The sequence below is a fragment of the Aromatoleum diolicum genome, assembly GCF_012910955.1.
Taxonomy (GTDB): domain Bacteria; phylum Pseudomonadota; class Gammaproteobacteria; order Burkholderiales; family Rhodocyclaceae; genus Aromatoleum; species Aromatoleum diolicum.
The window spans coordinates 85,585-99,116 of record NZ_WTVQ01000001.1; the positions used below are offsets into that span (position 1 = coordinate 85,585).

Genomic DNA, 13,532 nt, shown 5'->3' on the forward strand with positions numbered 1-13,532 from the left:
GCCGACACGGCCGCAGGCAATCTCAGCCGATCTGCGCGAGGATTTCCTCGGCCCCCTGCGAGCGCAGGTCATTCGCGAGCGCCAGACCGAGGGATTCGCAGTCTTCGGGGCGCCCTTCGCGTTCGGCACGCACCATGCGGCTGCCGTCGGGCAGCGCGACGAAGCCGCGCAGCCACAGCAGGCCGTCGCGCATCTCGCCGTAAGCGCCCAAGGGCACTTCACAACTGCCGGCGAGCGCACGCGACACGGCACGCTCGGCACGCACGCAGGCCGAGGTATCCGCATCGTTCAAGGGCGCGAGCCATGCGGCGACGTCGGTCCGGCTGGCGAGGCACTCGATGCCCAGTGCCCCCTGTCCCGCCGCAGGCAGCGACACTTCGGACGGCAACTCGCCGCGGATGCGGTCGGCCAGGCCGAGACGCTTGAGGCCTGCCGCGGCAAGGATGATCGCGTCGTACTGGCCTTCGTCGAGCTTGCGCAGGCGGGTGTCGAGGTTGCCGCGCAGGCTGGTTACCGAGAGCATGGGGTACTGCGCATGCAGCTGCGATTCGCGGCGCAGCGACGACGTGCCTACGACCGCGCCCGGCGGCATGTCGGCAAGGCTCTCGTAGCGGCTGGAGACGAAAGCATCGAGCGGCACTTCGCGTGCTGAAATGCACGGCAGCGCGAACGGCTCGGTGAGTTGCATCGGCACGTCCTTCATCGAATGCACCGCGATGTCGGCGCGACCGTCGAGCAGTGCGGCCTCGAGTTCCTTGACGAACAGCCCCTTGCCCCCGACCTTCGCGAGCGGGCGATCGAGGATCTGGTCCCCGCGCGTGGTCATGCCGAGCAGTTCGACGCGGCAACCCGGGTACAGGGATTCGAGGCGAGCCTTGACATGCTCGGCCTGCCACAGGGCGAGACGGCTTTCGCGGGTGGCGATTACGATGCGTTCGGGCGGGGTGAAATCGGCAGTAGTGGCGCTCACGGTGGGCAGACTCGTCACGGGAGGAATGGTTTAGGATTCGAAGCAGACGCGAAAATTCCCGCGCCGCAACATCAGGGTTGGCGCCAATGGCGCAACGATAATTAGGCATTCTAGCATGGGTGCGTATTGCACTCTTTGCTGCCCCCCAGACTCCACGGACCCCGGACTGACCATGAACCAAGACAAGGACGCACCGCTGCGCGAAGACATCCGACTGCTGGGCCGCGTGCTCGGCGACACCGTGCGCGACCAGCAGGGCGAGGCCGTGTTCGGCCTAATCGAACGCATCCGCCAGACTTCGGTGCGCTTTCGCCGCGACGACGACCGTGCCGCGCGCGTCGAACTCGAAGGCATCCTCGACGCACTGTCCCGCGAGCAGACCATCCAGGTGGTGCGCGCCTTCAGCTATTTCTCGCACCTCGCCAACATCGCCGAGGACCAGCACCACATTCGTCGCAGCCGCGCGCACCTGATCGCCGGCTCCGCGCCGCGCGAGGGCAGCCTTGCCCATGCGCTCACCCGCGCGTTCGGTGGCCACAATGCCGGCGAGTTGGCTGCGTTCTTCGATAGGGCATCGATCTCGCCGGTGCTCACCGCGCACCCGACCGAAGTGCAGCGCAAGAGCATCCTCAACTGCCAGACCGACATCGCCCACCTGCTCGATATGCGCGACCGCATGGAACTCACCCCGGAGGAACGCGACGAAAGCGACGAGGGATTGCGGCGCGCGGTGCTGACGTTGTGGCAGACGCGCATGCTGCGGCCGGCCAAGTTGTCGGTCGTGGATGAAGTCGCCAACGGCCTGTCGTACTTCGATGCGACCTTCCTGCGCGAACTTCCGCGCCTCTACGCAAACCTCGAAGATCAGCTCGCGAGCCGCGATCAAGCGCTGGGCGCACTCGAACTTCCCGCCTTCCTCAAGGTCGGGAGCTGGATCGGCGGCGACCGCGACGGCAACCCCTTTGTCACCGACGAAGTTCTGGAACGCGCGCTGGCCATGCAGGCCGCTGCCGCGCTCGGCTTCTACCTTGACGAATTGCATGCGCTCGGTGCGCGATTGTCGCTGGCGCTCGGCCTGGTGAGCGCCTCCGACGCGCTGCTCACGCTCGCCGAGCGGTCGCCCGACCATTCGCCACACCGCGACGACGAACCCTACCGGCGCGCGATCTCGGGCATCTACGCGCGCCTCGCCGCCACGCACCGCACCTTGCTCGGAACGGAGCCGCCGCGCCACCCCGTCGCACCGGCGGAACCCTACGCCCGAGCCGACGAACTGGCCGAGGATCTCGATACGATCCACCGCTCGCTCGTTGCCAACGGCTCCGCCGCGCTCGCGCGCGGGCGCCTGCGCCTGCTGCGACGCGCAGTGCGCGTGTTCGGTTTCCATCTCGCGCCGATCGACCTGCGCCAGAATTCCGACGTACACGAGCGCGTCGTTGCCGAACTGCTGGCCACCGCACGCCCGGGCACCGATTACCGCGCACTCGACGACGCCGGGCGCACCGCACTGTTGCTCGAAGAGCTCGCGACGCCGCGCCCGCTCGCATCGCCGCACGTGCGCTACTCGGACGAAAGCGAAGGCGAACTGGCGATCTTCCGCGCCGCCCGTACGGCGCACCTGCGCTTCGGCAAGGCCGCAATCACCAACTGCATCATCTCGAAGACCGACGACGTTTCCGATCTGCTGGAACTCGCGCTGCTGCTCAAGGAGGCCGGCCTGTTGCGGCCGCACGAGCAGGCGCTGGACGTCAACATCATCCCGTTGTTCGAGACCATCGAGGATCTCGCCAACGCCCCGTCCGTCATGGACCGCCTGTTCGCGCTACCCGGCTACAAGCGCCTGCTCGCCTCGCGCGACGACATGCAGGAGGTGATGCTCGGCTACTCCGACAGCAACAAGGACGGGGGTTTCCTGACCTCCGGCTGGGCGCTGTACAAGGCCGAGATCGGCCTGGTCGAGGTGTTCGCGCGACATGGCGTGCGCTTGCGCCTCTTCCACGGCCGCGGCGGCTCGGTCGGGCGCGGCGGCGGCCCGAGCTACCAGGCGATCCTCGCGCAGCCCGGCGGCGCGGTGCAGGGGCAGATCCGCCTGACGGAACAGGGGGAGGTGATCGCCGCGAAGTACGGCAACCCCGAAGTCGGCCGGCGCAACCTCGAGGTGCTGGTCGCCGCGACGCTCGAGTCAAGCCTGCTCGCCGACCGCGCGCCGGCGCCGCGCGCCGAGTTTCTCGACACCATGCAGACACTGTCGGACGCGGCGTTCGCGGCCTACCGCGGCCTTGTCTACGAGACCGAAGGCTTCGAGCGCTATTTCTGGGAATCGACGGTGATCTCGGAGATCGCCGAACTCAATATCGGCTCGCGCCCCGCCTCACGCAAGAAAGGCACGCGCATCGAGGATCTGCGCGCCATCCCGTGGGTCTTCAGCTGGGCACAGTGCCGGCTGATGCTGCCGGGCTGGTTCGGCTTCGGCGCGGCGGTCAAGGAGTGGCTCGCCGCACATCCGGCAGACGGCCTCGCCCGGCTGCAGAGCATGTACCAGGAATGGTCCTTCTTCGCGACGCTGCTGTCGAACATGGACATGGTGATGGCGAAGACCGACCTGGCAATCGCCTCGCGCTATGCCGGGCTGGTCAAGGACGCGACGCTGCGCGACGCGATTTTCGGGCGCATCCGCGCCGAATGGCAGGACACCGTCGACGCCCTGCTGGCGATCACCGGCCAGGCCGAACTGCTCGACGGCAACCCGCTGCTGAAGCGCTCGATCCGCAACCGCTTCCCCTACCTCGATCCGCTCAACCACGTGCAGGTCGAGCTGCTGCGCCGCCATCGCGAAAGCCACGACGACGCGCGCATCCGGCTCGGGATTCACATCTCGATCAACGGCATCGCAGCGGGTTTGCGCAACAGCGGCTGACAGGAAGCGGCAGTTCCCGGCCCTCAGATCCCGAGCATCTGCTTCACCGTCGGCCATTGCCGGCGACTGATCGGCAGGCGCTCGGCGAGGCCGGCGAGCAGGACGTCCCAGTGCGTCTCGCCTTCATGCTCGCCCGCGCGCTCGACGCCGACGACCGCCGCCCGTGCGACCAGGCAGTTGCGATGGACGCGCAGGAAACGTCCGGCAAACTCCTGTTCCAGCTGGACCAGCGATTCGTCGAGCAGATACTCGCGCGCCACGCTGCGCGCCGTCACATATTTCGACTCGGCGCGCAGGAACAGCACCTCCGCAACCGGCACCAGCAGGACGCGGCCGCGCTCGCTGACGCTGAAATGCTGTCGCGCCCCCGGCGCCAGGCCGGCCAGCGCCGCATCCGACGGCGGCAGATGACGACGGGCCTTCGCCAGCGCATCGGCGAGGCGCTGCGCACGTACCGGCTTCAGCAGGTAGTCGACTGCCGCGAGTTCGAAAGCCTGCACCGCGTACTCGTCGTATGCGGTCGTGAAAATTACCGCCGGCGGCCGCTCCAGCCTGCCCAGGTGGCGCGCCAGTTCGACGCCGTCCATCACCGGCATGCGGATGTCGGCCAGCACGACGTCCGCCGGCTCGCTTTCGAGCAGGCGCAATGCCTCGACCCCGTTGGCCGCCACCCCGACGACCACCGTCGGCTGCGTCTCCGCAATGTCCCCCAGCAGATCGCGCAGCCGCGCGCGCGCGGGCGCTTCGTCATCGACGATCGCGACACGCAATGCAGGTCCACAAATCATTGAATCGCCTCCTGCGCAGCAAACTCCGTCCGACCGGTTGCACCGCCCTCCCGGCAAGGGCATCGGCCTTTTGCTTTATACTTTTCCGTCTGTTTGCGCGGTGGCCGGACGGTACGGCTGCCGTGGCATTGAACGACCGACTCCGGTCAGGCTATTCCACCCACGGACATTATGACAGACACCACTTCCTCGCAGCCGGCCAAGGCCTGGTCGGGCCGTTTTTCCGAACCGGTCTCGGAGCTCGTGAAACGCTACACCGCTTCGGTGTTCTTCGACCAGCGCATGGCGCGCCAGGACATCCGCGGTTCGCTCGCGCACGCGAAGATGCTCGCGCGCCAGGGGATCATCGCCGACCAGGATCTCGCCGACATCGAGCGCGGCATGGGCATCATCCTCAATGAGATCGAACGCGGCGAATTCGCCTGGAACCTCGACGACGAGGACGTGCATCTCAACATCGAAAAGCGTCTCACCGCGCTCGTCGGCGACGCCGGCAAGCGCCTGCACACCGGCCGCAGCCGCAACGACCAGGTCGCGACCGACATCCGCCTGTGGCTGCGCGACGCGATCGACCAGATCCTCGTGCTGATCGGCGACTTCCAGAAAAACCTGCTCGATGTCGCCGAAGCCAACGCGGCGACGCCGATGCCCGGCTTCACGCACCTGCAGGTCGCGCAGCCGGTGACTTTCGGCCACCACCTGATGGCCTACTTCGAGATGAGCCGGCGCGACGCCGAACGCTTCGCCGACTGCCGCAAGCGCGTCAACCGCCTGCCGCTCGGAGCCGCCGCGCTCGCCGGCACCAGCTACCCGATCGACCGCGAGTTCGTCGCACGCGAACTGGGCTTCGACGAGGTCTGCTACAACTCGCTCGACGCCGTCAGCGACCGCGACTTCGCGATCGAATTCTGTGCCGCCTCGGCGTTGCTGATGACGCACCTGTCGCGCTTCTCCGAAGAGCTGATCCTGTGGATGAGCCCGCGCGTAGGCTTCATCGACCTCGCCGACCGCTTCTGCACCGGCTCGTCGATCATGCCACAGAAGAAGAACCCCGATGTACCCGAGCTCGTGCGCGGCAAGACCGGCCGCGTCAATGGCAGCCTGATCTCGCTGCTGACACTGATGAAGGGCCAGCCGCTCGCGTACAACAAGGACAATCAGGAGGACAAGGAACCCTTGTTCGACACCGCCGACACGGTGATCGACACGCTGCGCATCTACGCCGACATGATCACCGGCATCCGCGTCAAGGCCGACGCGATGCGCGACGCGCTGAAGCAGGGCTACGCCACCGCGACCGACCTCGCCGACTATCTGGTCAAGAACGGCCTGCCTTTCCGCGACGCCCATGAAGCCGTGGCCCTGGCGGTACGCGCCGCGGAGGCCAAGGGCTGCGACCTGCCGCAGTTCTCGCTCGACGAGTTGCGTGCGGCAATGGCGCACGTGCCGGGCGCCGCAGAACGCGTCAAGGACGACGTCTTCGGCGTCCTCACCGTCGAAGGCTCGCTGGACTCCCGCAAACATATCGGCGGCACGGCTCCGGAACAGGTCCGCGCCGCGATCGCACGCGGGCGCAGCACGCTCGGCTAAGCGGCCAGCGCCGATGGAACGGATCGGCAAATACGAGATACGGCGGCTGCTCGGGGCAGGTGCCACGAGCGCCGTTCATCTCGCCTACGATCCGTTCTCACGGCACGAAGTCGCCATCAAGCGGATCCACCCCGAGATCCTGCGCGACCCCGCCCGCGGCCGCCTCTACCGCCATCTGCTAACGAACGAAGCGGCGCTGGCCGGCAGGCTCGTTCATCCGCACATCGTCCGGATCCACGATGCCCACATCGGCGAGGACGACGCCTGGATCGTGCTGGAATACGTGGCGGGCGGCACCCTCGCCGACTTCTGTTCCGCCGATCGCCTGCTGCCCTTCGACCGGCTGATCGAGATTGTCTTCAAGTGCACCCGCGCACTCGACTATGCCTTTCGTCAAGGGATCACCCACCGCGACATCAAGCCCGCAAATATCCTGCTGAGCAACCGCGACGAGCAGGACATCAAGCTCTCCGACTTCGGCGCCGCCTTCGACGCCGCCAGCGAGGCCACGCAGATCACCGCCGTCGGGTCGCCCGCTTACATGTCGCCGCAGCAGGTACGCGAACTGCCGCTGGATCACCAGACCGACATCTATTCGCTCGGCGTGGTGATGTATCAACTGCTCACCGGCCGTCTTCCACACGAGTCCGATAACCAGTACAGCCTGCTCTATCGCATCGCCCACGACGAGCCCCCTGCGCTTTCTGCAATCCGCCGGGACATTCCGGAAACGCTCGAAGCCATTGTCAGACGTGCCATGGAGAAGGACCTTGAGCGGCGCTACCGTGACTGGGCCGAGTTTTCCCACGATCTCGCACGGGCCTTCCGCAACCGCGAACTGCAATCGGACCGGGCCAGCATTCCCGATGCCGAAAAATTCCAGTCCCTGCGCCGACTGAGCTTCTTCCGCGAGTTCAGCGATGTCGAATTGTGGGAAGTGATCGGCTTCTCGCGCTGGAGCCGGGTCCAACCCGGTACCGTCGTCATGCGCGAAGGCGAGCGCGGCGACCACTTCTGTTTTGTCGCGACCGGCGAAGCACGGGTGAAAAAGCACGGACGCCTGCTGAATCTGCTCAGCGAAGGCGAGTGCTTCGGCGAAATGGCCTTGTTTGCCGCCAGCGGTGCGGTGCGTTCGGCCTCGGTCGAAGCCGCGACGACCCTCAAGCTCATCCGTATCGACGCGAACACCTTGCTACAGGCATCCGACACGGTCCGGATGCACTTCTACAAGGGCTTTCTTGAGGTTCTGTCGTCCCGGCTTTCCGTCGCCAATGCGCGGATTGCCCACGTTTGATCCATCCCATGACGGGCGTCACGCGTACCAGGGACTTCATCTTGCTGCGCCGCTGCCGGTGAGCTAGTTTATCTGCATGAAGTGGGCTGGATGCTCAGGCCGTGCAAGTGTCGGTCTTCTTTACACATTAAGCGCGGCATCGTCGCTCTAAAATAAATAGCGCTGTGCAATCAAGCACATGAAAATCTCTAAAATTCGGTACGAATCGTGCTTCATGACAAGGGGCCGCATGTCGCATACGTGTGCGGATTTGTCTGCGGATAATAAGCTAATGGCCACGAACCCTGAACCGACCGACAGCATTGACGGACTTCCGTCACCGAGCCAGATTTCACGGCCGGCGGGAATCCGTTCGCGACGTCGCTTTATGGGCGCAGCAGCGGGCAGTGTCGGCGTCTTCCTCGCGGTGCAGGCCAGGTCCGCCCTGGGGCAGGTCAGCTGCCAGAGCCCGTCGGCGCTCGTAAGCGGAAACCTCAGTCACCAACCGGTCCCCCAGGTCTGTTCGGGAGGCTTGTCGCCCACCGATTGGAAACTCAAGGACACCTTACTGCTCTGGGGTTCCGTCGGGGTAAGCCCTCCGACATTCACGACCGCGCTGGAAGACTCCCTCGGATGCAACAACGGTCATGTCATTTCGGACCCGAAGAGTGTCATGAGCAATGCAGGAACCCTCGTTGACACAATACTGCCCGGCGCAGTCGCCAATACCGGCATTTGGGAGATTCTTGCCTTCCCGAGCCTGTTCTCCTCGGGAGAATTGATGAGTCACCTCATCGCGGCTTGGCTCAATGCCACTTTGCATGCGGACTATCCCATCCGACAGTCGCACGTTTCGGACATGTGGACCGCCATGCAGGGCAGCGGACCATACTGCCCGGCTAGCCTGGTATGCAGTGATTCGTCGGGGATGGGCGAAGCGGACATCATCGCCTATATCAAGAATACGTACAGCCTCAATTCGGATCTGATCGCCGTCTGCGAGGTCAACGGTAGCAGTACCGCGAGCCAGGGAAACACTGGCAATACCACGCCGAAAAAGTGAACCGTGCATAGTGACGACGCTTCATCGCATGCACGAGGGCTTCTTCAGGTACTCCCCGGCCGCGCCATGATCTGCTCCCCTGCCTGGCCAGACGAGCAGGCAGCCGTGCTGTTCGATAGCAACTCAGGCGATTACTGGGTCGTCTCGAACCTGGCGCGCGACATCGTCATGTTGTCAGCCGACACCGGCTCGCAAAGTGTCGAGACGCTGATCCGGCATGCCCTCAGCCGCCGCGATGACGTTGAAGACTCCAATGTCACTGCAGCGATCGCCGAGAAGGTGATTGACGAACTGGTGCAGCAGGGAATTCTGGCGCAAACTTGAGCCCACTTCGTTTCGAAGGCCGCGAGTCGGGTAACCGGATTGATTGACGCCACACTCCACCTCGCTCCTGTCACGGTGCGCATCCGCTCGCCATTCAGCGCGGTCAGCGCCCATCTCGAGACCTTTTATCCGGACGCACTCGCCTCAGGCCGGCGTGCCGAACCATTCACCGACTTCGACATCCGCATCATTCGTGGCGCGGGACTGCGTAGATGGCTTCGGCCGCAGGCGCACTTCATGCTGGACCATATCGATCCCTTTCTGCCGCTGCCGGCCGACCAGGCCGCCCCCCTTTTCGAATGGGGGCTCAACTGGTGTCTGGCATCACGCCCGCTCGGCTACCTCGTCATGCATGGCGCCGTCGTCGCCAGCGACGGCGATGCGTTAGTCATGCCGGGATTTCCTGGTGCAGGCAAGAGCACGCTGTGTGCAGCGCTCACCTTCGTCGAGGGCTGGCGCCTGCTATCCGACGAATTGACGATCCTGGATCCGGAAAGCGACAAGCTACTCCCGAACCCGCGCCCCATCAGCCTCAAGAACGAGTCGATCGACATCGTCGCGCGCTTCCCCGGCGTGTCGCTCGGACCGCGGTACGAGGACACCCGCAAGGGCACCATCAGCCACGCGGCACCGCCGGCAGCATCACGCATCGCCGCGGCACAGCACGCGCGCTGCCGCTGGGTGGTGTTTCCGCGCTTCATCGCCAGCTCACCACCGTTTTGCGACGAAATCAGCCGCGCCGAGGCCTTCGCCCGAATCGCCGAGCAATCCTTCAACCGCGATCGCATGGGCGAGACCGGCTTTCGCGCCCTCTGCGCAATGCTCGACGGCGCCCACTGCTTCGACATCGGGTACGACTCGACGGACGCAGCCCTGACGATGGTGCGTGATATCACCGGCCAATGACACGATGAACGGGATCCGTGGCGCACAACTCGTGTCCGCACTGAAGTCGCCCAACCAAGCGGCGCAATTCACATCGTCGCAATGGTCCGCGCTGATCGCCTGCGCCCGTGCCGCCAACCTCGCCGGCTTGCTTGCCGAGCGCGTCCGCAGCGCAGCGATTCCGATGCCGGCGGATGCGGCCCGTCACCTCGACGCAATCCTGCAACTGGGTCGCCGTCAGACGCAATCGGTGCTTTGGGAAGTCCATGGCCTGCAGCGTGCGCTCGCGCCATTGAACATCCCCGTGGTGCTGCTGAAGGGCGCGGCCTACGCCGTATCCGGCCACCCGGTCAGCCGCGGTCGCCTGTTCGGCGACATCGACATCCTGGTGCCGCGGGAGGTACTGGGCGACGTGGAAATCCGCCTGATGGTCGCCGGCTGGATGTCAGCAAAGAGTACGCCGTACGACCAGCGCTATTACCGAACGTGGATGCATGAGCTGCCACCGATGGTGAATGTGCGGCGCGGCACCGTGCTCGACGTGCACCACACGATCCTGCCGCTGACCTCGCGGCACCGTCCGGATGCCCGGCACATCATCGAGGCCGCCCAAGCCTTGCCCGGCTTGCCCGCGATCCGTGTTCCGCGCCCTGAGCACCTGCTGATCCACAGCATTGTGCATCTGTTGCATGAAGGCGAACTGCACAACGGCCTGCGCGACCTGTTCGACATCGACGGATTACTGCGTGCAGGAGCCCTGGAAACGGATTTCTGGCCGCGGGTGATCGATGCTGCACACACCCTGGATCTCACTGCGCCAGTATTTTTCGGACTTCACCTTGTACACCAGGTGATCGGTAGCGAGATTCCCGCTCCGGCGCTTGCAGCGTTGCAACCCGCTTCCGGCGCTCAGCGACCGTCGCGCTCGCTAACGTGGCTGTATCGACAAGCCGTCCGACCCGAGAGCGAAGCGGCCGAAAGCCTGCTGGCCACCGCCGCACGCCTGGCGATCTATGTCCGCGCCCACTGGCTGCGCATGCCCCCGCATCTGCTGGCGTGCCATCTGGCACACAAGTCGATGATGCGCCTGAAAAAAAACGAGCCCGCTGCCGAAGGGCGGGCCTGATCGCAAACAGCGCACTTCCGACCCGGGACGACCCAAGTCCGGAGAATCAAAGGCTTCTCAGTTGACGCCGGCCTCGGCAAGCATCGTCTTCAGTTCGCCGTTCTCGTACATCTCGCGCATGATGTCGCAGCCGCCGACGAACTCACCCTTGATGTAGAGCTGCGGAATCGTCGGCCAGTTGGCGTATTCCTTGATACCGTTGCGAATGTCCTCGTTCTCGAGCACGTTCACCGAGTACAGCTGGGTAACGCCGAGGTTCTTGAGGATCTGGATGGCGGTCGCCGAAAAACCGCACATCGGGAACTGCGGCGTACCCTTCATGTAGAGCACGACCGAGTTGCTGGCGACCTGTTCGCGGATGACGTCCTGGATGTCCATGCTGTGCGTTCCAAAAGTTGAGTAATTAACTCGGGAAATTTTAGGGTTTGCCCAGTCGACAGTCAATAGGCTCGCGCGGGCCGGAAGCCCTTCCACCGCATCCCCCTGCAACTATCGCCCCAGCCACTGGCCGCCTGACACCCGCTCAATCCCGGCGAGATCCTTCCATGACGCAATTCCGGAAAACCCTGCATCGGTAAGCAGACCGCGCACCGCGCCAGCCTGGTCGTAACCATGCTCCATGAACAACCAGCCGCCGGGCTCGAGGTGGCGCGGCGCACCCGCCGCAATCGTCGCCAGATCGTCCAGACCCTGCGGGCCGGCTGCCAGCGCGGTGCTCGGTTCGAAGCGCACGTCGCCTTCCTCCAGATGCGGATCGGCCGCCGCGACGTAAGGCGGGTTGGCGACGATCAAATGGTAGCGGTCGCCGCCCAGCGGCGCGAACCAGTCGCCAAGCACGAAGGACACGCTGGCCTTGAGCCGCGCCGCGTTGGCCATGGCCACCAGCAAGGCCTCACGAGAGCGGTCCACCGCAGTCACATCGGCATCCGGCAACTCCAGCGCCAGACTGACCGCCAGTGCACCGCTGCCGGTACCGAGATCGAGCACGCGACTGTGCGGCTTGTCGCCAAAATGCGCCAGTGCCAGTTCGATCAGCAATTCGGTGTCGGGGCGCGGAATCAGCACCACCGGAGAGACGAGAAACGGCCGCCCGTAGAACTCGCGTTCGCCTGTGAGGTAGGCGACCGGTTCGCCCACTTCGCGGCGTTCGACCAGACTGCGAAATTCTGTCCACTCATCCATCGCAAGCCGTGCCTCCGGGTAGGCCGCCAGCCGCGCGGAGGAACACTGCAGCACGTGGCGCAGCAGTACACGCGCGTCGACCACGGCGATGCGCGCGCGCGCCCAGTTGAGGGCGCCAGCGATGTCGGGAGCGAGTTCCGTCGCGGCCATCCTAGTACTCCGAGCGGAGCAAACCGCCGGCGGGTAACAGGACCGAAAGGCGCGCCGCCGTCCGCCGAATGCAGAATACCCGCCGAGCACATCCGGCGGAAGGCGCCTTCGACACCTGCGCGCCGCAACAGTGACGATTCGTTACGCGCATTGCATTAGTCGCCCGCCAGCGCCGCGAGCAGATCCGCCTGATGTTCCGCGGTCAGCGCATCGATCAACTCGTCGAGTTCGCCTTGCATCACCGCATCGAGCTTGTAGAGCGTCAGGTTGATGCGGTGATCGGTAATCCTGCCCTGCGGAAAGTTGTAGGTGCGAATCCGTTCCGAACGGTCACCACTCCCCACCAGGCTCTTGCGCGTCGCCGCCTCACGCGCCTGCTGCTCGCGCAATTGCACGTCGTGGATCCGCGCAGCGAGCACCGACATCGCCTGCGCGCGATTGCGGTGCTGCGAGCGGTCATCCTGGCACTCGACGACGATGCCGGTCGGCAAATGGGTGATGCGCACCGCCGAATCAGTCTTGTTGATATGCTGGCCACCGGCGCCGCTTGCGCGGAAGGTATCGATGCGCAAATCGGCCGGATTGATGTTCACCGCCTCGACTTCGTCGGCTTCGGGCATCACCGCAACGGTGCAGGCGGAGGTGTGGATGCGCCCCTGAGTCTCGGTCGCGGGTACGCGCTGCACGCGATGGCCGCCGGATTCAAACTTCAGTTTCGAGTAGGCCCCCGCGCCGACCACACGCACGATCACTTCCTTGTACCCGCCCAGGTCCGATTCGCTGGCGGAGACGACTTCGACCTTCCAGCGCTGACGCTCGGCATAGCGCGTGTACATGCGCAACAAGTCGCCGGCAAACAGTGCAGCCTCGTCGCCTCCGGTACCGGCGCGGATTTCGAGGAACAGGTTGCGCTCGTCACTCGGATCGCGCGGCAGCAATGCGCGCTGCAATTCGCCTTCGAGCGCCGCGATGCGCGCGACGCTGGATTCCACTTCGCTCTGCGCCAGTTCGCGCATTTCAGGGTCGGACAACATCTCGCGCGCGCTCGCGCAGTCAGCCTCCGCCTGACGATAGGCGTCGTATAAGGCGACCACCGGTTCGATCTCGGCGCGCTCGCGCCCGAGTGCTCGAAAGGCGTCCATGTTGCGCGCGGCGTCCTCGGACGAAAACTCGCGATCGAGCTCCACCAGTCGACTGGTGAGGAATTCGAGCTTGTCACGAATACTCTGCTTCATGGGAGGCCGTAAGCTGGGGTGAACAGAAA

The 13,532-nt window shown here is 65.1% G+C and carries 12 protein-coding genes; 7 read left to right on the forward strand and 5 right to left on the reverse strand.

Annotated elements, in window-relative coordinates:
• Window positions 1-22: 22 nt before the first annotated feature.
• Window positions 23-970, reverse strand: a complete 948-nt coding sequence (hemC, locus tag GPA25_RS00420; RefSeq protein ID WP_169258374.1) for a hydroxymethylbilane synthase — start codon at window positions 968-970, stop codon at window positions 23-25.
• Window positions 971-1,142: 172 nt separating this feature from the next.
• Between hemC and ppc the strand changes: the two genes are divergently transcribed.
• The gene (gene ppc / locus GPA25_RS00425) at window positions 1,143-3,887 is read left to right on the forward strand and encodes a phosphoenolpyruvate carboxylase (RefSeq protein ID WP_169258375.1); all 2,745 of its coding nucleotides are present in this window, start codon (window positions 1,143-1,145) and stop codon (window positions 3,885-3,887) included.
• Window positions 3,888-3,910: 23 nt separating this feature from the next.
• Here ppc and GPA25_RS00430 read toward each other — a convergent pair whose 3' ends face one another.
• Window positions 3,911-4,675 carry a LytR/AlgR family response regulator transcription factor gene (locus GPA25_RS00430; protein WP_169258376.1) on the reverse strand — a complete coding sequence of 255 codons (765 nt, stop codon included), beginning with the start codon at window positions 4,673-4,675 and terminating at the stop codon, window positions 3,911-3,913.
• Window positions 4,676-4,846: 171 nt separating this feature from the next.
• Between GPA25_RS00430 and argH the strand changes: the two genes are divergently transcribed.
• The 6 genes from argH (at window position 4,847) to GPA25_RS00460 (ending at window position 10,936) form a co-directional block, all read left to right on the forward strand.
• Window positions 4,847-6,265 carry an argininosuccinate lyase gene (gene argH, locus GPA25_RS00435; protein ID WP_169258377.1) on the forward strand — a complete coding sequence of 473 codons (1,419 nt, stop codon included), beginning with the start codon at window positions 4,847-4,849 and terminating at the stop codon, window positions 6,263-6,265.
• 13 nt (window positions 6,266-6,278) lie between these two features.
• Window positions 6,279-7,559 carry a serine/threonine-protein kinase gene (locus GPA25_RS00440; protein ID WP_169258378.1) on the forward strand — a complete coding sequence of 427 codons (1,281 nt, stop codon included), beginning with the start codon at window positions 6,279-6,281 and terminating at the stop codon, window positions 7,557-7,559.
• A gap of 271 nt (window positions 7,560-7,830) precedes the next feature.
• Complete coding sequence (locus tag GPA25_RS00445) at window positions 7,831-8,601, forward strand: hypothetical protein (RefSeq protein ID WP_169258379.1); 771 nt, start codon at window positions 7,831-7,833, stop codon at window positions 8,599-8,601.
• 105 nt (window positions 8,602-8,706) lie between these two features.
• Window positions 8,707-8,925: a hypothetical protein gene (locus GPA25_RS00450; RefSeq protein ID WP_169258380.1), complete on the forward strand. Its 219-nt coding sequence runs from the start codon at window positions 8,707-8,709 to the stop codon at window positions 8,923-8,925.
• Window positions 8,926-8,964: 39 nt separating this feature from the next.
• Complete coding sequence (locus tag GPA25_RS00455; protein WP_169258381.1) at window positions 8,965-9,831, forward strand: HprK-related kinase A; 867 nt, start codon at window positions 8,965-8,967, stop codon at window positions 9,829-9,831.
• Window positions 9,832-9,835: 4 nt separating this feature from the next.
• Window positions 9,836-10,936: a nucleotidyltransferase domain-containing protein gene (locus GPA25_RS00460; protein WP_169258382.1), complete on the forward strand. Its 1,101-nt coding sequence runs from the start codon at window positions 9,836-9,838 to the stop codon at window positions 10,934-10,936.
• A gap of 57 nt (window positions 10,937-10,993) precedes the next feature.
• Here the strand turns inward: GPA25_RS00460 and grxD are convergent, their stop codons facing one another.
• The 3 genes from grxD to prfA form a co-directional block, all read right to left on the reverse strand.
• Window positions 10,994-11,314, reverse strand: a complete 321-nt coding sequence (grxD, locus tag GPA25_RS00465; RefSeq protein ID WP_169258383.1) for a Grx4 family monothiol glutaredoxin — start codon at window positions 11,312-11,314, stop codon at window positions 10,994-10,996.
• 111 nt (window positions 11,315-11,425) lie between these two features.
• Complete coding sequence (prmC, locus tag GPA25_RS00470) at window positions 11,426-12,268, reverse strand: peptide chain release factor N(5)-glutamine methyltransferase (RefSeq protein WP_169258384.1); 843 nt, start codon at window positions 12,266-12,268, stop codon at window positions 11,426-11,428.
• Window positions 12,269-12,423: 155 nt separating this feature from the next.
• On the reverse strand, window positions 12,424-13,503 hold the full coding sequence (prfA, locus tag GPA25_RS00475) for a peptide chain release factor 1 (protein ID WP_169258385.1): 1,080 nt from the start codon (window positions 13,501-13,503) through the stop codon (window positions 12,424-12,426).
• Between the last annotated feature and the right edge of the window lie 29 nt (window positions 13,504-13,532).